The following is a 20,893-nucleotide window of genomic DNA, read 5'->3' on the forward strand; positions in this document are numbered from 1 at the left end:
TTCGGGATCCGGAAATCTGGGGCTACATAGCGTCCCCCATCGCACCACCCCCGCCCATGATATGGTTCCCCACCAGGACGAACGCCTTTCAGAGAGAGCGCAATGGCAGATACCCGCTTGCACCCCGGCTTCATGATTGTTCACGGCAACCGCCTGGACGACCTGCGCAGCTTGGTGGTGAGTATGATGCGCCGCTTCCCTCTGGCCCCGTTGGAAAACGAAGTCGCCCTGGTGCAAAGCAATGGCATCGCCCAATGGCTGAAACTCGCCCTGGCCGAAGACCCACAAGACGATGACAGCGGCGGTTGTGGCATCGCTGCCGCCATCGATGTGCAATTGCCCGGTACCTTCATGTGGCAGCTGTACCGTAAGGTGCTCGGCCGCGACGAAATCCCCGAAGTATCCCTGCTCGACAAGGCCCCACTTACCTGGCGCCTGATGCGCTTGCTGCCGGCGCTGATCGAGCGCCCGCACTTCGAGCCGCTACGGCGCTTTCTGACTGACGACAGCGACCTGCGCAAGCGCTACCAGCTGGCCGAGCGCCTGGCTGACCTGTTCGACCAATATCAGGTCTACCGCGCCGACTGGCTGCAGGATTGGGCAGCCGGTAAGCATGTTCTCAACACCGCCCGCGCCCAGCGCAAGCCACTGGCTGCCGGCAACTGCTGGCAGGCCGAACTGTGGCGGGCGTTGCTCGAAGATGTAGGCCAGGCCGGTATGGAGCAGAGCCGTGCCGGCGTGCACCAGCGCTTTATCGAGAGTATGAACAGCCTCGAGCAGCCGCCCAAGGGCCTGCCAGCGCGAGTCATCGTCTTTGGTATTTCGTCCCTGCCGGCGCAGGCACTCGAAGCTCTGGCGTCGTTGGCCCGTTTCAGCCAGGTGCTGCTTTGCGTGCACAACCCGTGTCGGCACCACTGGGGCGATATCGTTGCCGACAAAGACCTGCTCCGCCACCAGTACAAGCGCCAACAGCGCAAGCAAGGCATGCCCCTGCAACTGGACGACGAGAGCTTGCACCAGCATGCCCACCCGCTGCTCGCTGCCTGGGGCAAACAGGGTCGCGACTACATCAACCTGCTCGACAGCTACGATGACCCTGCTAGTTACCTTGGCGTGTTCAACGAAGGCCGCATCGACCTGTTCAGCGAGGCCCAGCCAGGCAATCTGCTCAACCAGTTGCAGGATGACATTCTCGAGTTGCGGCCATTGGCCGAAACCCGCGAAGTCTGGCCCGCAGTGGACCCGACCAAGGACCGCTCGGTCAGGTTTCACATCGCCCACAGCGCCCAGCGTGAAGTCGAGATCCTCCACGATCAGTTGCTGGCCCGCTTCAGCGCCGATCCTACCCTGCGCCCGCGCGATATCATCGTCATGCTGCCAGCCATCGATGACTACGCCCCGCATATCCGCGCGGTGTTCGGCCAGCTCGATCGCCACGACCCGCGCTATATCCCGTTCACCCTGACCGATCAGGGCCAGCGTGGCCGCGACCCTTTACTTATCGCTCTTGAGCATCTGCTCAAGCTGCCCGACAGCCGCTTTGCCGTTAGTGAGGTGCTCGATCTTCTCGACGTGCCCGCACTGCGCGCGCGCTTCGCCATTCAGGAAAGCGACCTGCCGACTCTGCATCGCTGGATCGAAGGCGCTGGCATCCGTTGGGGACTGAGTGCCGCCCAGCGCGCCAGCCTCGGCCTGCCCGAAGGGCTGGAGCAGAACAGCTGGCGGTTTGGCTTGCGCCGGATGCTGCTCGGTTACGCAGTGGGCGTAGGCGAGGGCTGCGATGGCATCGAGCCGTACGACGAGATCGGCGGCCTCGATGCCGCCTTGATCGGGCCGCTAGTGGCGTTGCTCGATGCGCTTGATGTGGCCTGTGTCGAGCTCGCTCAAGCGGCAACAGCCGTTGAGTGGGGCGAGCGCCTGAATGCACTGCTGCAGGTGTTTTTCCTGGCCGAAAACGAGCATGACGAGTTTCTTCTAGTACAGCTTCAGGACCTGCGCGACACCTGGCTGCAAACCTGCGATACGGTCGCCCTTCACGACCCACTACCACTGACAGTAGTGCGCGAGGCATGGCTGTCAGGTCTCGATCAAGGCAAACTTTCGCAACGCTTTCTCGCCGGCTCAGTAAACTTCTGCACGCTGATGCCGATGCGAGCGATCCCCTTCCGGGTGGTCTGCCTGCTGGGCATGAACGACGGCGATTACCCACGAGCCCAGCAGCCGCTGGATTTCGACCTGATGGCCAGTGACTACCGCCCAGGCGACCGCTCGCGCCGTGAGGATGACCGCTACCTGCTGCTCGAAGCCCTGCTGTCTGCCCGCGACCAGCTGTATGTCAGCTGGGTAGGGCGCAGCATCCGCGACAACAGCGAGCGGCCGGCCTCGGTCCTGATCGGCCAGTTGCGCGATCACCTGGCCGCCGGTTGGCAAGTCGCCAACGCCAAGCCAGGCCTGCGCGAAGACGCCGGCCAGCAACTGCTGCACGGCCTGACTCAGGAGCACCCGCTGCAGCCGTTCAGCCAGCGCTACTTCCAGAAAGGTAGCCCGCTGTTCAGTTACGCCCATGAGTGGCAACTGTTGCATCAGGCCGAGGCTGCCACACCCCTCGCAGACGACACGCTAGCGCCCTACGTCAATGACGAGCCGCTGAGCCTGACCCAACTGCAGGACTTTCTGCGCCACCCGGTGCGGCATTTCTTCCGCCAGCGCTTGAAGGTGTTCTTCGAGTCACTCGAGGCACCGACCCCGGACGAAGAACCGTTCGTGCTCGACGCACTGCAGCGCTACGGCCTCAGCGAAAGCCTGCTGGATGCCGCCCTGGCTGACCCAGGCAACGCCGAATCGGCCCTGTACGCCCAGGCGCGCCGCCTGCAAGGCCATGGCCTGCTGCCGTTGGCCGGTTTTGGCGAGATCCTCCAGGCCGAGCTGATCGAGCCCCTGCCCAATCTACTGCAACGTCATCGACACCTGCTGCAACGCTGGCCGAGCCTGGTCGAAGGCGCGCTGCCGATTCACTTTGAGCATGGCCGCGAGCGCCTGCAAGGCTGGCTTGGACGGGTGTATCAGGCGGCCGACCAAAGCCTGCTGAGCATCACGACCATCCCCAACACCATCAGTGCCGGGCGTAACAACCTCAAGCGCCATCGGCTGATTCCGACCTGGGTCATGCACCTGGCTGCCTGCGCTGCCGGCTACCCGCTGCACAGTGCACTGGTGGCCAGCGACCTGACCCTGCTGCTGGAACCTTTGCCACAGGCTGAGGCCAGTGAGCGGCTTGCTGATCTGCTGGTCGCACGTCAGGCCGGCATGAACGCGCCGCTGCCGGTGGCGGCCAAGACCGCCTTCGCCTGGCTCGGCCAGGACGACCCGGACAAGGCCTTGGCCGCTGCCGCCCGCGCCTACGAAGGCGACGGCCAGAACAGCTTTGGCGAACGCAGCGAAAGCCTCGCCCTGGCGCGCCAGTTCCGCGACTTCGCCGCACTGAGCGCCGATGAAACCTTCGAAGGCTGGTGTGAAGCCCTGTACCGCCCCCTGTTCGCCGCGCCCTGGCAAACCCAGGGCAATCCGGAGAGTGCCGCATGACCCAGGCCCGCCCCTTGGCCTTGAGCTTCCCGCTGCATGGCAGCCAGCTGATCGAAGCCAGCGCCGGTACCGGCAAGACCTTCACCATCTCGGCGCTGTACCTGCGGCTGATCCTTGGCCATGGCGATGCGCACGGCTTTGGCCGCGAGCTGTTGCCGCCGCAGATCCTCGTGGTGACCTTTACCGATGCGGCCACCAAAGAGCTGCGTGAGCGCATTCGTACGCGACTGGCCGAAGCCGCACGGTTCTTCCGTGACGAGCTGGCCGACGCCGACCCGCTGCTGCAGATGCTCCGTGCCGACTACCCGGCAGAGCTCTGGCCACGTTGCGCCAGCCGCCTGGAGGTGGCCGTACAGTGGATGGACGAAGCCGCCGTATCGACCATTCACGGATGGTGCCAACGGATGCTGCGCGAACACGCCTTCGACAGCGGCAGCCTGTTTACTCAAAGTCTTGAGACCGATCACAGCGAACTGCTCGGCCAGGTCATGCGCGACTACTGGCGGCGTTTCTGCTATGGCATGCGCGGCGAATCCCTGAACTGGGTACGCGGCAACTGGGTCAGCCCCGATGCCTTGTTGCCGCGCCTGCGTCCGCTGTTTGGCCGTGTCGCCAGCAGCGCCGATGATATCGAGCCGCAGGCACTGATCGAGACCACTCTGGAGCAACGCGCGCAGCAGCTGTGCCAGCTCAAGGCGCCTTGGGGCGTCTGGGCTGACGAGTTGCAGCAGATCTGCCACGCGGCGGTTGCGGCCAAGCACGCTGATGGGCGCAAGTTGCAGGCGCGTTACTTCGAGCCGTGGTTCGAAAAACTGCGCGCCTGGGCCGGTGACGATCAGGTCCTCGAACTGGATCTGGGCACCGGCTTCACCCGCCTGACTCCAGCCGGCATGGCCGAAGCCTGGAAGCACGGTGACCCACCCGATCACCCGGCCCTGCGCGCCATGGAAAACCTGCGCCAGCAGCTACAAGGCCTGGCCAGCCCCGAAGTGCCTTTGCTCGAGCATGCCGCCAGTTGGGTGTCAGCACGCTTCGAGCAGGAAAAACGCCGCCGTGCCGAAATGGGCTTCGACGACATGCTCCTGCGTCTGCAGCACGCGCTTAATCAGGAGTCCGGCGAACGCTTGGCCGCGCTCATCCGCGAGCAGTTCCCGGTCGCCCTGATCGACGAGTTCCAGGACACCGACCCGGTCCAGTACGGCATCTTCGAGCGCATCTACCAGATCAGCCAGAACCACGCCGAAACCGGCCTGTTCATGATCGGCGACCCGAAGCAGGCGATCTACGCTTTCCGCGGTGCCGACATCTTTACCTACCTGGCGGCCCGCCGCGCCACTGCCGGGCGCCTGCACAGCCTGGACACCAACTACCGTTCCAGCAAAGCCATGGTCAGTGCGGTAAACCGCCTGTTCCTCGCCGCAGAAGGGCGTAGCAGCGGCCGCGGCGCATTTCTGTTCCGTGAGGGGCAAGACAATCCCTTGCCGTTTATCCAGGTTCACGCCAAAGGCCGCAGCGAGCAACTGCTGATCAACGGCCAGCCATCCGCCGCGCTGCATTGCTGGCGGCTGGACAGTGATGAACCGGTGTCCAGCACCCTCTATCGTCAGCAACTGGCCGCCAGCTGCGCCAGCCATATCGTCGGCCTGCTCAATGGCGGTCAACAGGGCGTCAGTGGTTTCCAAAAGCCCGATGGAAAATTAACAGCCTGTCTGCCGTCAGATATCGCCATTCTGGTACGCGATGGCCGCGAAGCGCAGCTGGTCCGCGCTGAGCTGGCAGCGCGCGATGTGCGCAGTGTGTACCTGTCGGACAAAGACTCGGTGTTTGCCGCCCAGGAGGCGCACGACCTGCTAGCCTGGCTCAAGGCCTGCGCCGAACCCGACTCCGAGCGCCTGCTCAAGACCGCCTTGGCCAGCCCGACCCTTGAACAGTCACTGCTTGAACTCGAGCGGCTGAATCAGGACGAGCGGGTCTGGGAAGACTGGGTCATGCGCTTCCGCCAGTACCGCGAAACCTGGCAGCGTCAGGGCGTATTGCCGATGCTGCGGCGCCTGCTGCATGACTTCGAACTGCCGCGCCGGCTGATCGCCCGTAGCGACGGCGAGCGGGTGCTGACCAATTTGCTGCACCTGGCCGAACTGCTGCAGCAGGCCGCTGGCGAACTGGATGGCGAGCAAGCCTTGATCCGCCATCTGGGCGAGAACCTGGCCGGCTCCGGGCAGGCGGGCGAAGAGCAGATCCTGCGCCTGGAAAGCGACGAGCAACTGGTCAAGGTCGTGACCATTCACAAGTCCAAGGGCCTTGAGTATCCGTTGGTGTATCTGCCGTTCATCTGCACCAGCAAGCCGGTCGATGGCCAGCGCCTGCCGCTGATCTGGCACGACAGCGACGGCCACGCGCACCTGACCCTGACACCCGACCAAGAGCAGATCGAGCGCGCCGATGACGAGCGCCTGGCCGAAGATCTACGCTTGCTCTACGTCGCCTTGACCCGCGCCCAGCACGCCTGCTGGCTCGGTGTCGCCGACCTCAAACGCGGTAACCAGAAACACTCGCTGCTGCATCGCTCGGCCCTGGGCTATCTGCTCGGCGGCGGCCTGCCGCTGGCCTCGTCGGCACAGCTGGCCGAGTGGCTGCAAAGCCTGCAAGCGAGCTGCGCGGATATCGTCTGTGAAGAGCTGCCCGGCGCAGACCAACAGCGCTATCTGCCCCCACAAGATGGTCACGAGCTGATTGCCGCGTGCAAGCCACGCCGGTCTGCGGCAGAGAACTGGTGGATCGCCTCCTACAGCGCCCTGCGCGTGGGCGACCAGGGCCTTGCCGGTGACAGCTCGCTGGCCCAGCAGCTGACCGATGACGAGCGCATCGACGCCCAGCAGTTGCGTGATATCCCGGCTCAGAGCGGCGACATTCATCGCTTCCCACGCGGGCCCAACCCCGGCACCTTCCTGCACGGTCTGCTCGAGTGGGCCGGGCGTGAGGGCTTCGCCGAAGTCAGCCAGCAGCCTCAGCTCATCGAACATACGGTCGGCCAGCGCTGCAACCGACGGGACTGGAAAGGCTGGATCCCGGGCCTCACCGAGTGGCTGCAGCATCTGCTGGTCGAGCCGCTGCCGTTACATGGCGAGGATCGCCAATTGACCTTGGCGCACCTGCAGCAGTATCAGATCGAGATGGAATTCTGGTTTGCCAGTCACAAGGTCGATGTCATCGAGCTTGATCATTTGGTGACCCGGCATACCCACGGCGGCGCCGCGCGTGCCGCCGCCGAGCCGAGCCAGCTCAACGGCATGTTCAAAGGTTTTATCGACCTGGCCTTCGAGCTGGACGGCCGTTATTACGTGACCGACTACAAATCCAACTGGCTCGGCCCGGACCTGCACAGCTACAACGCGCTGGCCATGGAACAGGCGATTCTCGATCACCGCTACGACCTGCAGTACGTGCTCTATCTGCTCGCGCTGCACCGCCAGTTGCGCGCGCGCATGCCCGACTACGATTATGACCGCCATGTCGGCGGTGCGCTGTTCATCTTCCTGCGTGGCGCCAGCCGGGCAGGCCACGGGGTGTATTTCAGCAAGCCGCCACGTGAGCTGATCGAAGCCCTCGATGCCCTGTTCCGCGGTGCTCCGGTGCCGGCACAGCAGGACCTGTTTGCCGGAGCCGCGCCATGAGCCGCCGCCTTGAAGACCTGTTGCCAACCCCCCTGCAAGCCGAGCAGCTGGCTGCCCTGGCGCCGCTGCAGAGTAGCCATGACCTGCTGATCCTGCTCGACCGCTGGGTTGAGCGCGGCTGGCTGCGCGCGCTCGACCGCGCACTGGTGGCTTTTCTTGAAGAGCGTGCGCCCGGCAGCGACCCGCTGCTGTTGCTCGCCGCTGCCCTGGCCAGCCACCAGTTGGGTCACGGGCATGTCTGCCTGGACCTCGCCCAGACCCTGGCCGAGCCGGACTTCGCCCTGTCGCTGCCACCGGAAGGTGATGCACTCGACGGGCCATTGCTGCTGCCATCACAACTGCTGACGAAGCTCGATCAGCACACCTGGTGCGAGCGCATCACGGCCAGCCCGCTAGTGGCCACTGGCAATACGCCGGGGCACAGCGCGCGACCACTGGTCCTCAGCGGCTTGCGCCTGTACCTGCGCCGATACTGGAGCTACGAGCGACAGATCGACAACGCGCTGCGCCAGCGCCTGGCAGCGGATCAAGTCATCGCGCCAGCGCTGCCGGAACGGCTTGAGCAACTGTTCAAGGGTGGCGCGCCGCAAGGCCAGGTCGACTGGCAGAAACTCGCCTGCGCCTTGGCTACTCGCGCCTCGTTCAGCATCATCACTGGCGGCCCCGGCACCGGCAAGACCACAACAGTGGTGCGCCTGCTGGCACTGCTGCAAGGGCCTGCGGTGGAGCAGGGCAGGCCGCTGCGGATTCGCCTGGCAGCGCCCACCGGCAAGGCCGCTGCGCGCCTGACCGAGTCGATTGGCCAACAGGTCGAGTTGCTTGAGGTCAGCGCTGAGGTCCGCCAGCAGATTCCGACCGATGTCAGCACCGTGCACCGCTTGCTCGGCAGCCGCCCGGGCTCGCGCCATTTCCGCCACCATGCTGGCAACCCGTTGCCACTGGATGTGTTGGTGATCGATGAAGCATCGATGATCGACCTGGAGATGATGGCCGTGCTGCTCGACGCCTTGCCACCGTCGGCGCGGCTGGTGCTACTGGGTGACAAGGACCAGTTGGCCTCGGTCGAAGCCGGTGCAGTGCTCGGTGACCTGTGCCGCGATGCCGAGGAGGGTTTCTATTCGGCGGCCACCCGCGCCTGGCTGGAGCAGGTCGGCGGACAGTCCCTGCAGGACAGCGGGCTAACCCCCGGCGACGCCGGGCAGCACCCACTTGCGCAGCAGGTGGTGATGTTGCGCCACTCGCGGCGTTTTGGTGAAGGCAGCGGGATCGGTCAGCTGGCCCGCCTGGTCAACCGCCAGCAAGCCCAGGCGGCGCGCGAACTGCTGACGCAAAAGCTCGACGACGTGCACGGCCTGTCGCTGCAAGGCGAGCATGATCGACGCTTCGACAGACTGCTGCTCGATGGCCTTGATCGCGGCACCGACGGCCCGCAGGGCTACCGCCATTACCTGCGCAACATCGGTCGCCTGCGCCCCCCGCCCGCGACCGCAGCAGACGACCCGCGCTGGGAGCAGTGGGCCGGCCAGGTGCTGCACAGTTTCGAGGACTTCCAGCTGCTCTGTGCAGTACGCAAGGGGCCGTGGGGCGTGCAGGGTCTGAACGAGCGCGTCACCCGCGTGCTGCACAACGCTGGTCTGATCGACAGTCAGCAGCCGTGGTACGAAGGCCGGCCGGTGCTGGTCACCCGCAACGACTATGGTCTGGGCCTGATGAACGGCGATATCGGCATTGCCCTGCGCCTGCCCGACGAACGCGGCGTCGCCTTGTTGCGCGTGGCCTTTGCGCGTAACGACGGCAGTGGTGGGGTGCGCTTCGTGTTACCCAGCCGGCTCAATGAAGTCGAAACCGTCTATGCCATGACCGTGCACAAGTCGCAGGGCTCGGAGTTCAGCCACACCGCTCTGGTGCTGCCGGACGCGCTCAATCCGGTGCTGACCAAGGAGCTGGTATATACCGGCATTACCCGCGCCAAGCACTGCTTCAGCTTGATCGAGCCCCGTGCGGGAGTGTTCGAAGAGGCGGTTGAACGCCGCGTGCGGCGCATCTCCGGCCTGATGTTGGAGCAAGGCTGACGTTCTGCCGCAGCGGCAATATGCTATCGTTGCGGCATTATCTGACAAGATTTTGAGAAAATTCCCACATGATGGTGGCTGTCTCGACCTGGGCGCGCGCAACGGGCGCTGCGCTTGCCCTGCTGCTCGCCGCCCTTTTGCTCTACGCCAGCCCCAGCCGGGCAGAGACCGCTGCCAGCGCCGCCCTGGCGCAGCAGCGGGGCAAGGCCGTGACCCAGGTGGTGTTGGGCATTTTCAGCTACGCGCGCTGGCCCAGTGAGCCGGCCCCGTTGCGGCTGTGCCTGATCGGCCCGACCGAATACGCCGATGACTTGATCAAGGGCACCGAGCAGAACTCTGGCAAGCCGCTGCAGACCCGTCGCCTTCTGGCCGACGATCCGCAAACCGCCGGTGCCTGTGATGCGGTGTATATCGGCAAGCTCGATCGTGGCCAGCGCGAGCGGTTGTTTCATGCCCTCAACGGCCGGCCGGTGCTGAGCATCAGCGAAGCAGACGACCCCTGCACGGTCGGTAGCCTGTTCTGCCTGCGCGTGAGCGACGAGCAGGTAACCTTCGAGGTCAACCTCGATTCGGTAGCCCGCAGCGGTGTGCGTATCCACCCCAGCGTGCTGCAGCTGTCGCGTCGCCGCGCGGTGCAGCCATGATCCGCTCAGCCAGGCGCGACCGCCGGCCGACCCTGCGCGCTGTGCTCGGCCGCGGGCATTTGGGCGTGGCCCTGCTCGCGGTCGGCCTGGCTGGCCTGTGCGTGACCCTGCTTGGCGTGCTGGCTTTGCGCGTATATGCCAACCAGAACCTGCACCTGATTGCGCGCTCGATCAATTACACAGTCGAAGCCGCGGTGGTGTTCGACGACAGCGCCGCCGCCAACGAGTCACTGGCGCTGATCGCCGCCAACGAAGGCGTGGCCGACGCCAAGGTGTTCAACAACGATGGTGAGCTGCTGGCCCACTGGCAAAGGCCCGAAGACGGCGTGCTGGCGCCGCTGGAACGGTCGCTGGCAAGCAGCTTTCTGGTCGAGCCGGTGCACATGCCGATTCTCCATCAGCAACAGCAGGTCGGCCACATCGAAGTCACCGGCCAGGGCCGCAGCGTATTGCGCTTTCTGCTCAGCGGGCTGACCGGCATCCTCTTGTGCATGCTGCTCAGCGCCTGGGTCGCCAGCCACTGGTCGCGGCGCCTGTTCGGCGACATCATCCGGCCCCTGCGCAACCTTGCCAGCGTCGCCCACGCCGCCCGCCGCGAGCGCAGCTTCGACCGCCGCGTACCGGAAACCCACATCGCCGAGCTCAACGAGCTGGGCAACGACTTCAATGCCCTGCTCGACGAACTGGAGAACTGGCAGAACCACCTGCGCAGCGAGAACGCCACCCTGGCCCATCTGGCCAGCCACGACAGCCTGACCGGGTTGCCGAATCGCGCTTTCTTCGAGGGGCGCCTGAGCCGCACCTTACGCACTGCCGAGCGTCACCAGGAATATCTGGCGCTGCTGTTCATCGACTGCGATCACTTCAAGCAGATCAACGACAGCCAGGGCCATGCCGTTGGCGACGAGGTGCTGGTCACCGTTGCTGCGCGAGTGCGTGCGCAGTTGCGCGAGCATGATCTGGTCGCGCGGCTGGGCGGTGATGAGTTCGCGGTCTTGCTGACCCCGCTGCAATCCTGCGAGGACGCCCAACGGATTGCCGAGAAGATCGTTGCCAGCATGAAGCTGCCGATTGCCCTGAACGAGGGCACCAGCATCAGCGCTTCACTTAGCGTTGGCATCGCATGTTACCCGGACGATGGCCATGACCCGGCCAGTCTACTCAATGCCGCTGATGCGGCGATGTACCAAGCCAAACGCGCACGCCGCGGCCAGTGGCATGTGGCGCATACGGAAAGTAGCGCCGCAGATTTTGAAAAAAGGAGCTAATCGTGTTGCAACTGTTTGTACGTTTGCGCCTGCCTTGCATGGCAGTGTTGTTGAGTCTGCTGGCTTTGAGCGGTTGCCAGAGTGTGCCACCGCCCGGACTGACTGCCGAGCAGATCGCCGTGCTCAAGCGCGAGGGCTTCACCCCCACCGATGAAGGCTGGAGTTTCGATCTGTCCGGCAAAGTGCTGTTCGGCAGTGATCTGGACAGCCTCAACAGCCAGAGCCGAGCCATCGTCGAGCGTATTGGCCGGGCCTTGCTCAGCGTCGATATCCAGCGTGTCCGCGTTGACGGCCACACCGATGCCTCGGGCAAAGCGGCCTACAACCAGCAACTGTCCGAACGCCGCGCCCAGAGCGTGGCCAAGGCGCTGATCGAGATCGGCATGCAACCGCAGAACATTCAAAGTCGCGGCCTCGGCAGCAGCCAGCCAGTCGCCGACAACCGCACCAGCGCCGGGCGCACGGAAAACCGCCGGGTCTCGATCGTTGTGGCGTCCAACTGAGTCAGTCCTGGGCGAAGCGCATCTCGCGTGATTCGCCTAGCAACAGCGGCGCATTGGCCTCGGTCACCTCGCGGATGTAATCCCACAACAGGGTAATCCGCTTGAGCTTGCGCAAATCCTCCCGGCAGTACATCCAGAACTGCCGGGTAATCGCGATCTCCTCAGGCAACACTGTCACCAGTCGTGGATCCTGTGCAGCCAGGAAGCACGGCAGAATCGCCAGGCCGCGCCCTTGCAGCGCTGCGGTGTACTGAGCGATGACGCTGGTGCTGCGCAGGTGGGCGTGGGCGTTGGGGATCAGGTTGGCCAGGTACAGCAGCTCTGAACTGAAGGCCAAGTCGTCGACGTAGCTGATGAACGGGTGTTCGGCCAGGTCGCTGACCTGGCGGATCGGCGCGTGGTTGTCGAGGTAGTCCTGGGTGGCGTACAGACGCAGGCGGTAGTCGGTCAGCTTGCAGCACACGTAGGGGCCATGTTCGGGGCGCTCGAGGGCGATGACGATGTCGGCTTCGCGCTTGGACAGGCTGATGAAGTGCGGTAGCGGTAGGATGTCCACGGTGATCGCCGGCCAGGCGTCGACGAAGTGGCTCAGCTGCGGGGTGACGAAGAAGCTGCCGAAACCTTCGGTGCAGCCCATGCGCACGTGCCCGGACAAGGCCACGCCGGAGCCTGATACCTGCTCGCAGGCCATGTGCAGGGTGCTCTCGACGGATTCGGCGTAACCGAGCAGGCGCTGGCCTTCGTTGGTCAGGACAAAGCCATTGGTGCGCGACTTTTCGAACAGCAACGTGCCCAGCGCCGCCTCCAGCGAGCTGATTCGCCGCGACACCGTGGTGTAGTCGACATTCAGCCGTTTGGCCGCGCTGCTTGCCTTGCGCGTGCGCGCCACTTCAAGAAAGAACTTCAGGTCATCCCAGTTCAGCGAACTGAGGGAGGTAAGGTCTTTTTGCATGATGATCCGGTTTTTATGTGCGTTCTTATTGGATGTTTGCACATCTATACTTCAAATCAGCGCCTCGACGCCAGCCCCGCCTGGCAATCTCGTCTCCCACAATAATTCCAAGGAACGCGCAGATGAACGCACCCCAATCCCCGACCCAGACTCAGGTAGAGCAGGTCAAGCTGCTGATCGACGGCCAATGGGTCGAGTCGAAAACCACCGAATGGCGCGATGTAATCAACCCGGCCACCCAGCAGGTGCTGGCGCGGGTGCCGTTTGCCACGGTCGACGAGGTCGATGCCGCTGTCGCTGCCGCCCAGCGTGCATTCGCCAGCTGGCGCGACACGCCGATCGGGGCGCGCATGCGCATCATGCTCAAATTGCAGGCGCTGATCCGCGAGCACAGCAAACGCATCGCCCAGACCCTCAGCGCCGAGCAGGGCAAGACCATTGCCGACGCCGAGGGCGATATCTTCCGCGGCCTGGAAGTGGTCGAACACGCAGCGTCGATTGGCACCCTGCAGATGGGTGAGTTCGCCGAGAACGTCGCTGGCGGTGTGGACACCTACACCCTGCGTCAGCCGATCGGCGTCTGCGCCGGGATCACCCCGTTCAACTTCCCGGCGATGATCCCGCTGTGGATGTTCCCGATGGCCATCGTCTGCGGTAACACCTTCGTCCTCAAACCGTCCGAACAGGACCCGCTGTCGACCCTGATGCTGGTCGAGCTGGCGCTGCAGGCCGGGGTGCCGGCCGGTGTACTCAACGTGGTCCACGGCGGTAAGCAGGTGGTAGATGCGATCTGCACGCACAAGGACATCAAGGCGATCTCATTCGTCGGTTCGACCGAGGTCGGTACCCACGTCTACAACCTCGGCAGCCAGCACGGCAAGCGCGTGCAGTCGATGATGGGCGCCAAGAACCACGCGGTAGTGCTGCCCGATGCCAACCGCACGCAAACCATCAACGCGCTGGTTGGCGCCGCCTTTGGTGCCGCCGGGCAACGCTGCATGGCCACCTCGGTGGCGGTGCTGGTCGGCAAGGCCCGCGAGTGGCTGCCGGACATCAAGGCTGCCGCCAGCCAGCTCAAGGTCAACGCCGGTTGCGAGCCAGGCACGGATGTTGGCCCGGTGGTCTCCAAGCGGGCCAAGGAGCGCGTGCTGGGCTTGATCGAAAGCGGCATCGCCGAGGGCGCCAAGCTGGAGCTGGATGGCCGTGACGTCAGCGTGCCGGGCTATGAGCAAGGCAACTTCGTCGGCCCGACGCTGTTCTCCGGGGTCACCACCCAGATGCAGATCTACACCCAGGAAATCTTCGGCCCGGTGCTGATCACCCTTGAAGTCGACACGCTCGACGAGGCCATCGCCCTGGTCAACAGCAACCCGTTCGGCAACGGTACCGGCCTGTTCACCCAGAGCGGCGCTGCGGCGCGCAAGTTCCAGAGCGAGATCGACGTCGGCCAGGTCGGCATCAACATCCCGATCCCGGTGCCGGTGCCGTACTTCAGCTTCACCGGTTCGCGCGGCTCCAAGCTCGGCGACCTCGGCCCGTATGGCAAGCAGGTGGTGCAGTTCTACACTCAGACCAAGACGGTCACGGCCCGTTGGTTCGATGACGACAGCGTCAATGACGGCGTCAACACCACCATCAGCCTGCGCTAAGGAGGCTCCATGCGTATTGCATTCATTGGTCTGGGCAACATGGGCGCGCCCATGGCCCGCAACCTGATCAAGGCTGGGCATCAGCTCAACCTGTTCGACCTCAACCAGAGCGTACTGGCCGAACTTGCCGAGCTTGGCGGGCAGATCAGCGCCTCACCCAAGGACGCAGCGGCCAACAGCGAGCTGGTCATCACCATGCTACCGGCGGCAGCGCATGTGCGTGGCGTCTACCTCAACGATGACGGCGTGCTGGCCGGGATTCGCCCAGGTACGCCAACCGTCGATTGCAGCACGATCGACCCACAGACCGCCCGCGAAGTGTCCAAGGCTGCTGCGGCCAAGGGCGTCGACATGGGCGATGCGCCGGTGTCCGGCGGTACCGGTGGCGCAGCGGGCGGCACCCTGACCTTCATGGTTGGCGCCAGCGCTGAGCTGTTTGCCAGCCTTGAGCCGGTGCTCAAGGACATGGGCCGCAACATCGTCCACTGCGGCGAAGTCGGTACCGGGCAAATCGCCAAGATCTGCAACAACCTGCTGCTGGGCATCTCGATGATCGGCGTGTCCGAGGCGATGGCGCTGGGCAATGCGCTGGGCATCGACACCCAGGTGCTGGCCGGCATCATCAACAGTTCCACAGGCCGTTGCTGGAGTTCGGATACTTACAACCCATGGCCGGGTGTAATTGATACGGCGCCTGCCGCGCGCGGTTATACCGGCGGCTTTGGTGCCGAGCTGATGCTCAAGGATCTTGGGTTGGCCACTGAAGCTGCGCGACAGGCGCATCAGCCGGTGATTCTCGGTGCCGTGGCGCAGCAGCTGTATCAGGCGATGAGCCTGCGCGGCGATGGCGGCAAGGACTTCTCGGCAATCGTCGAGGGCTATCGCAAGAAGGATTGAGCGTCACGTGTCTTGATCGTGGCTCGAAGCGCCCTCCCACTGTAACTGCGCACCTGGGGGAGGGCGGTTCGAGTCGCGATTTTTTTTGCCTTGCGCTTAGCCGATCAACTCAATCTTTGATCAGGCAAAGACAAAATACTTGCGTACGGTTTCGACCACTTCCCAGGTGCCTTTCATGCCCGGCTCGATGACGAACACATCGCCGGCCTTGAGGTGCTTGGGCTCTTCACCTTCCGGGGTGATGATGCAGTAGCCGTCGAGGAAGTGGCAGAATTCCCACTTGTCGTAGTTGACCTCGAACTTGCCCGGTGTGCAGATCCAGGTGCCCATGATCTTGCTGCCGTCAGCCGACAGGTAGGCGTTGAGGTTCACCGTGTGCGGGTCACCGCCAATGCGCTTCCACTTGGTCGCGTCGACTACCGGGATCGGGCAGGTTTCACGCAGGACGGTAATGAAATCGGACATGGCAGGTGTTCCCTTTGGGATGCTTATGGACGCATCACCATAGGGCTATCGCGCCTGGCCCAGTTGCCTGCGCTCGACCTCTACCTGCCTGCCCGCGCTATCGCCGCGCGGTTATGCCCACCAGTAACGCACGAAGTGAAAGAACACCGGCGCGGCAAAACACACCGAGTCGATGCGGTCGAGCATGCCGCCGTGGCCTTCGATCATGTGCCCCCAGTCCTTGACCCCACGGTCGCGCTTGATCGCCGACATCACCAGCCCGCCGAAGAAGCCCATGGCGTTCACGGTCAGCGCCATCAACGCCGCCTGCCAAAAGCTGAACGGGGTGATCCAGCACAGTGAGGCGCCGATCAGGGTGGCCAGGGCTACGCCGCCGAGCAGGCCCTCGAGGGTTTTCGACGGCGACAGATTGGGTGCCACTTTGCGCTTGCCGAACAGCTTGCCGCAGACGTACTGCAGCACATCGCTGATCTGCACTACCAGGATCAGCCAGGCGATCAGCAGCAGGTTGCGGCCTTCGAAACCGGGGATGTCGAGGGTCATCAGCGCCGGCACCGCTGACACGCAGTACACGGCAATCATCAGCCCCCACTGCACTTTCGAGGCGCGTTCGAGAAAGCGCGTGGTATCGCCGCCAAAGCTGGCCAGAATCGGCAGCAACAGGAACAGGTAGACCGGGATGAAGATGCTGAACAGGCCGTACCAGTCCATCGCGATCAGCAGGTACTGCAGCGGCAGTGCCACATAGAACGCTGCGACCAGCGCGGGGTAGTCGCTGCGCCGGGTCGGGGTCAGCGTCATGAACTCGCGCAGGGCATAGAACGACACGCAGTAGAACAGCACGATCACGCCGTACTTGCCGAACAGGAAGGCGATGCCGATCACCAGCACCATCACCCACCAGGCGTTGATCCGCGCATTGAGATTGTCGATCACCGCATGGGGGCCGCCGCCGGCGCGCCACTTGAGCAGGCGGCCGATGACGCTGGCGAGTAGCAGCAGCGCGCCGATCCCGGCAAACAGCAAAACAGTGTTGTGGTCCATCTCAGACTTCCTTGGGGGCCAGGTTCAGCAGGGCCTGGCGGGCCCGCTCGAGAAACGCGTGCTTGTCTTCAGCGGCCTGCACCTGCAGCGGTTCGCCAAAGCTCAAGGTGCACAACAGCGGCAGCGGCAGGGCGCGGCCCTTGGGCATGACCCGGTTGAGGTTGGCGATCCACACCGGCACCACTTCCATGTCGGGATTGGCGGCGGCGAGGTGGAACAAACCGCTCTTGAACGGCAGCAGCGGCTCGTCACCGAGGTTGCGCGTGCCCTCGGGGAAGAAGATCAACGAATCGCCACCGGACAGCGCATCAAGCACCGGCTGCAGCGGGTTGGCCTGGACTTCGCTGCGCTGCCGGTCGATCAGCACACCGTTGAATACCTTGCGGATGACGAAGTTACGCAGGCCCGGTTTGGCCCAGTAGTCGGCGCCTGCAACCGGTCGCGTGCGCTGGCGCAGCGGCCCCGGCAGCGACGCCCAGAGCAGGACGAAGTCGCCGTGGCTACTGTGGTTGGCGAAGTACAGGCGCTGCACCGGCTGCGGCGTGCAGCCGAGCCAGAGGGCGCGGGCGCCGGTGATCAGGCGCGCGGCGGAGGTGATGGCAAAGGCAGTCAGGGCGGTGAGCATGGCACGGGTCTTATCCGATCAAAGGGAGTGTCAGCAGCGTAGTCAGGCACAGCGCGATCTGCAGGGCCAGGCACAGGCCTTGGCGGCGTAACAGGCCGAGCGCAGCCTGGCTGCGCGTGGTCCAATCGCGCGGGTCGCTGGCGCTGGGTTTGAGGTTGAGGTCGAACAAGGCGCGGTCGAGCTGGCCCGTGGCGGCTGGCAGGTCGCTCCGCGAAGCCAGCTCGGCAAATAACTCGGCATCCAGCGCGACTCGCACCGCCAGGTATTTATGCACAAGGCCGAGTATCACCAGCAGGGCGCATAATCCACTGCCCAGCAGCGGCAGTGGGGTGCCTAGCAGCGGCGCCAGGCCATAGCCCAGCGCGATCAGGCTGATGCCGTCGGACAGTCGTTCCAGTTGCTGGCCGCGGCCGAGCAGGCTGGCGGTTACGCGCAGGTGCATGCTTGCCCCTCCAGTTGCCTGAGCATGTGCTGGTGTGCGCTGCGCAGGACGATGCCCGGGCGCGCCTGGCGCAAGCGCAGTTCGGCTTCAGCCAGGCTCGTGCAGCGGCCACTGAGCAGCAACCAAGCGGCGACGGCGGTGGCGCTGCGCGAGTAACCCAGCGCGCAACAGACCAGCAACGGCCCTTGCTGGCGCAGCGTCTCGATAGCGTCGGCGGCGGCGCGGCACAGCTGTAGATCGGCGACCACCAGATCCAGGGTCGACAGGCTGCGGTAATGGTTTGCCAATGGTTTGGCTGCCAGACATGGCAGTTCGGCACACAGGTCGACAATCGCCGAAAACTGCCCCGCCTCACCGGCTGCCGGAATACGGCCGAGGAAGACCCCGTCACAGATTTCGTCCGCCTGCGGATGGCGTCGCGTCCACAGCCGCGAGTTGATCCAGGCGCCGAGCAGGTAGGGCGCAAACAGCCAGCTGGCGGCCATCGACAGGCGCCCATCAGCGCCTTTTTGAAACGCGCTGGCACCGAGTATCGCGTAGCTCAAGGCCACCAGCAGCAGCGCCAGTGCCGGCCACAATAGCCACAGCCAGGCGCCGCCAGCCCAGCTCGCCAAACCGGTGCACAGCGCAGCGCCGAGGGTGTAGTAAAGCGCCAGCCGCCAGCGCTTGGGATCCTGCGTCAGACGCGCAGCCTGCAACGGCGGTTGACCGTCGCGAGGCCACAGCCAGACGCATAGCAGCCCGACCAACGCACCGCTCGGCAAGTCGATGAAGTGGTGCTGCCAGGTGGTCAGCACCGACACCCCGATCAGCGCCATCCAGCCGTGCATCAGCCAGCGCCCACGCGGGTTGCGCAGGTGGCGGGCGAACATCGTCCAGATGATCACCAGCAGGGCGATGTGCAGCGAGGGCGCCTGATTGAACGGTTTGTCGAAGCCCATCAGCACATCGAACAGCCAGCCGAACAGGCCGCTCAGCGCCGGTCGCTCGAAGGTAAAGCGCAGCGGCCAGAGCAGAAAGCCGGCCACGCAGATCAGCTGCGCGCTCAACAAGGCCAGGGCGTGGCGATCCATCTCGCGGCGGTTGCGTGGCAGCAGAAACGACAGGCCGTAGAGCAGGTCGATCGACCAGTACGGGATGATCGTCCACGGCCACAGCGGCATCTGGCTTTCCCAGCCGAACACCAGGCTGCCGACATCGGCACGGCCCGCCGTGTAGGTGTTGGCCAAGCCGTAGCTGAGAAAGAAAAACGGCCCGAGCAGCAGTAGCCACAAGACCCCACGACGGATCAGCCCGGCTTCACGCGCCATCACTCGACCCGCTGCGCCAGGCTGACACTGAAGATGCCCCATTCGTCGATGCGCTGGGTGATCTTGCGAAAACCAGCGGCGGCAACCAACTGATCCATTTCGGCCTGGCTGCGTCGACGCATGACCCAGGCCTGACCGCCGCGGTGGCTGGTCAGGGCGCGGGCGATCATCTCCAGCTGCGGGTGCCACGGCTGGCCGGTGTAGACCAGATAGCCGCCCGTTTCGACGGCATCAGCCAAGCCGGCCAGCGAGGTGCTGACCATCTGGTTGCTGGCGAACAGTTCGTACAGCCCGGAAACCACAGCCAGGCTCGGGCGCGGCTCGAGTGTGGCCAGACTCTGCCGGTCAAAGGCGTCGCCCTGGACGAAACGCGCGATATCGCCCAAGCCCTTTTCGGCAATCAGCGCCGTGCCCTGCTGTACATTCAGTTCGCTGTAGTCGCGCAGCAGGATCGAGTCCGGCAGTTGCTCAAGTTCCTGCAAGGCTTCAAGAATGTAGCGGCCATGGCCGGCTGCGATGTCGACGATATCGACGCTGCGGCCCTGCTCGCGCAGGCGCCGGATCGCTTCGCGCAGCAGCTCTTCGACATGCAGCTTGCGCTGGCGAATACCGCGCCAGCCGATGGCGTCGAGGTAGTTGCGGTCAATCATCTGCCCCAGCTTGCCCTTGCCGGTGGCCTGATTGCGATAGACATAGTCGAGGGTGCTGCCGGAGTCGAAGCCGGTATCGAAGCCCAGCTTGACCCCGTCTGCCATGCCTTTGCCCAGACGCAGGCCGGCGCGGGTGGCGCGCCAGTACAGATCCCGTGGCGAGTTGCGCGGCAGCTTTGCTGCGAGGCTTTCGGCTTCGGCGCAGCTGGCGCCGGACTGGTCGGCATCGAGCAGCGAAGGTGCCGCCAGCGGGGCATCGAAGCAGTGCTCGACGAAGCGCTTGATGCGCGGCAGTACATGGCCGCGGTCACGCTCGCCAAGGGTGTCGTGGAAGAACCCAGGCAGCAGGTGCAGCTCTTTGCGGGCACTGCCCAGGCGCTCGAAGAACTGCTCCTGCGGCGCCCGCTCGACCACCAGGTCGGCGCCCGAAACCAGCAGTTGGGTCGGCAGTTGGATCGCCTGAGCGTCCGCCACAACCCGGTCTGCGGCTTCATACAAGCCGAGCAGCATGGTCACCGAGATGGGCCGGCTGATCAGCGGGTCGGCCACATACGAAGCCACCCGCTCCGGGTCGTGGGTGAGCAGCCGCGGCTTGACGTAGCTGTTGACGAAGAAGTTGCCGCGCGCAGCCTTCATCAGCTTCAGGCCAGGGCGGGCAAACGGCACGTAGAGTTTGACCTTGAACGCCGGCGAGGCCAGCACCAGGCAGCGTACCTTGGGCGCGTAGTCATGCGCCCAGGTGGCAATCAGCACGGCACCGACGCTTTGCGCCAGCACCACGGTGTTATCTTCGGCGATGCCGTGGCGGATTTGAATGTGCTCGATGAAGGTCTGCACATCGCGCACGCTGGTGGCAAAGCTCGGGCTGTCGCCGCGCGCCCCTGGCGACTGGCCGTGGCCACGTGCGTCCCAGGCAAAGAAGTCATAGCCGGGCATGTCCAGTTCGTCTGCCAGGTGCGCCAGGCGCCCACCGTGCTCATGGCCCCGGTGGAACATCACCACCGCCCGACGCGGCTGATGCTCGCTGCGGATGGCCGGCCAGTAGCGATAGTGCAGCTCGACGCCGTCATGGGTAGAGAAGTGCAGCGATTGCGCCTGGCGCATGGCAAAGGTCCT

15 protein-coding genes are annotated in these 20,893 nt (G+C 64.6%); 8 read left to right on the forward strand and 7 right to left on the reverse strand.

Features of this window, described 5'->3' with window-relative positions:
• The first annotated feature begins 102 nt into the window (after positions 1 to 102).
• From recC to FW789_RS17625, 6 genes are all read left to right on the forward strand, one after another.
• The gene (gene recC, locus FW789_RS17600) at positions 103 to 3,582 is read left to right on the forward strand and encodes an exodeoxyribonuclease V subunit gamma (RefSeq protein ID WP_411564279.1); all 3,480 of its coding nucleotides are present in this window, start codon (positions 103 to 105) and stop codon (positions 3,580 to 3,582) included.
• Positions 3,579 to 7,256, forward strand: a complete 3,678-nt coding sequence (gene recB / locus FW789_RS17605; protein ID WP_446431802.1) for an exodeoxyribonuclease V subunit beta — start codon at positions 3,579 to 3,581, stop codon at positions 7,254 to 7,256. The genes recC and recB overlap by 4 nt, the downstream gene beginning before the upstream one ends.
• The gene (recD, locus tag FW789_RS17610; protein ID WP_446431803.1) at positions 7,253 to 9,328 is read left to right on the forward strand and encodes an exodeoxyribonuclease V subunit alpha; all 2,076 of its coding nucleotides are present in this window, start codon (positions 7,253 to 7,255) and stop codon (positions 9,326 to 9,328) included. Before recB ends, recD begins: the two co-directional genes overlap by 4 nt.
• A gap of 71 nt (positions 9,329 to 9,399) precedes the next feature.
• Positions 9,400 to 9,972 carry a YfiR family protein gene (locus FW789_RS17615; RefSeq protein WP_103438854.1) on the forward strand — a complete coding sequence of 191 codons (573 nt, stop codon included), beginning with the start codon at positions 9,400 to 9,402 and terminating at the stop codon, positions 9,970 to 9,972.
• The gene (locus FW789_RS17620; protein WP_411564282.1) at positions 9,969 to 11,240 is read left to right on the forward strand and encodes a diguanylate cyclase domain-containing protein; all 1,272 of its coding nucleotides are present in this window, start codon (positions 9,969 to 9,971) and stop codon (positions 11,238 to 11,240) included. The genes FW789_RS17615 and FW789_RS17620 overlap by 4 nt, the downstream gene beginning before the upstream one ends.
• A gap of 38 nt (positions 11,241 to 11,278) precedes the next feature.
• Complete coding sequence (locus FW789_RS17625; protein WP_103438853.1) at positions 11,279 to 11,743, forward strand: OmpA family protein; 465 nt, start codon at positions 11,279 to 11,281, stop codon at positions 11,741 to 11,743.
• A 1-nt stretch (position 11,744) separates the two neighbouring features.
• Here the strand turns inward: FW789_RS17625 and FW789_RS17630 are convergent, their stop codons facing one another.
• Positions 11,745 to 12,695 (reverse strand): LysR family transcriptional regulator, encoded by a 951-nt coding sequence (locus tag FW789_RS17630; protein WP_101322117.1) that lies wholly within the window; start codon positions 12,693 to 12,695, stop codon positions 11,745 to 11,747.
• Between the two features lie 122 nt (positions 12,696 to 12,817).
• Between FW789_RS17630 and FW789_RS17635 the strand changes: the two genes are divergently transcribed.
• Complete coding sequence (locus FW789_RS17635) at positions 12,818 to 14,344, forward strand: CoA-acylating methylmalonate-semialdehyde dehydrogenase (protein WP_186701019.1); 1,527 nt, start codon at positions 12,818 to 12,820, stop codon at positions 14,342 to 14,344.
• 9 nt (positions 14,345 to 14,353) lie between these two features.
• A complete protein-coding gene (gene mmsB, locus FW789_RS17640; protein WP_103438574.1) occupies positions 14,354 to 15,241 on the forward strand; it encodes a 3-hydroxyisobutyrate dehydrogenase in 888 nt (295 codons plus the stop codon).
• Between the two features lie 120 nt (positions 15,242 to 15,361).
• On the opposite strand, the gene FW789_RS17645 is transcribed toward mmsB, so the two are convergent.
• From FW789_RS17645 to FW789_RS17670, 6 genes are all read right to left on the reverse strand, one after another.
• Positions 15,362 to 15,706 carry a cupin domain-containing protein gene (locus tag FW789_RS17645; protein ID WP_101322114.1) on the reverse strand — a complete coding sequence of 115 codons (345 nt, stop codon included), beginning with the start codon at positions 15,704 to 15,706 and terminating at the stop codon, positions 15,362 to 15,364.
• Between the two features lie 111 nt (positions 15,707 to 15,817).
• Positions 15,818 to 16,750 (reverse strand): phosphatidate cytidylyltransferase, encoded by a 933-nt coding sequence (locus tag FW789_RS17650; protein ID WP_103438573.1) that lies wholly within the window; start codon positions 16,748 to 16,750, stop codon positions 15,818 to 15,820.
• 1 nt (position 16,751) lies between these two features.
• Positions 16,752 to 17,375 carry a lysophospholipid acyltransferase family protein gene (locus FW789_RS17655; RefSeq protein ID WP_186701021.1) on the reverse strand — a complete coding sequence of 208 codons (624 nt, stop codon included), beginning with the start codon at positions 17,373 to 17,375 and terminating at the stop codon, positions 16,752 to 16,754.
• 10 nt (positions 17,376 to 17,385) lie between these two features.
• On the reverse strand, positions 17,386 to 17,817 hold the full coding sequence (locus FW789_RS17660) for a hypothetical protein (protein ID WP_186701022.1): 432 nt from the start codon (positions 17,815 to 17,817) through the stop codon (positions 17,386 to 17,388).
• Positions 17,802 to 19,127: a phosphatase PAP2/dual specificity phosphatase family protein gene (locus FW789_RS17665; RefSeq protein WP_446431804.1), complete on the reverse strand. Its 1,326-nt coding sequence runs from the start codon at positions 19,125 to 19,127 to the stop codon at positions 17,802 to 17,804. Before FW789_RS17665 ends, FW789_RS17660 begins: the two co-directional genes overlap by 16 nt.
• Positions 19,127 to 20,881, reverse strand: coding sequence for a bifunctional alpha/beta hydrolase/class I SAM-dependent methyltransferase (locus FW789_RS17670; RefSeq protein WP_446431805.1), 1,755 nt, complete (start codon positions 20,879 to 20,881; stop codon positions 19,127 to 19,129). Before FW789_RS17670 ends, FW789_RS17665 begins: the two co-directional genes overlap by 1 nt.
• Between the last annotated feature and the right edge of the window lie 12 nt (positions 20,882 to 20,893).

It is taken from the genome of Pseudomonas sp. 1121_17 (genome assembly GCF_052850745.1).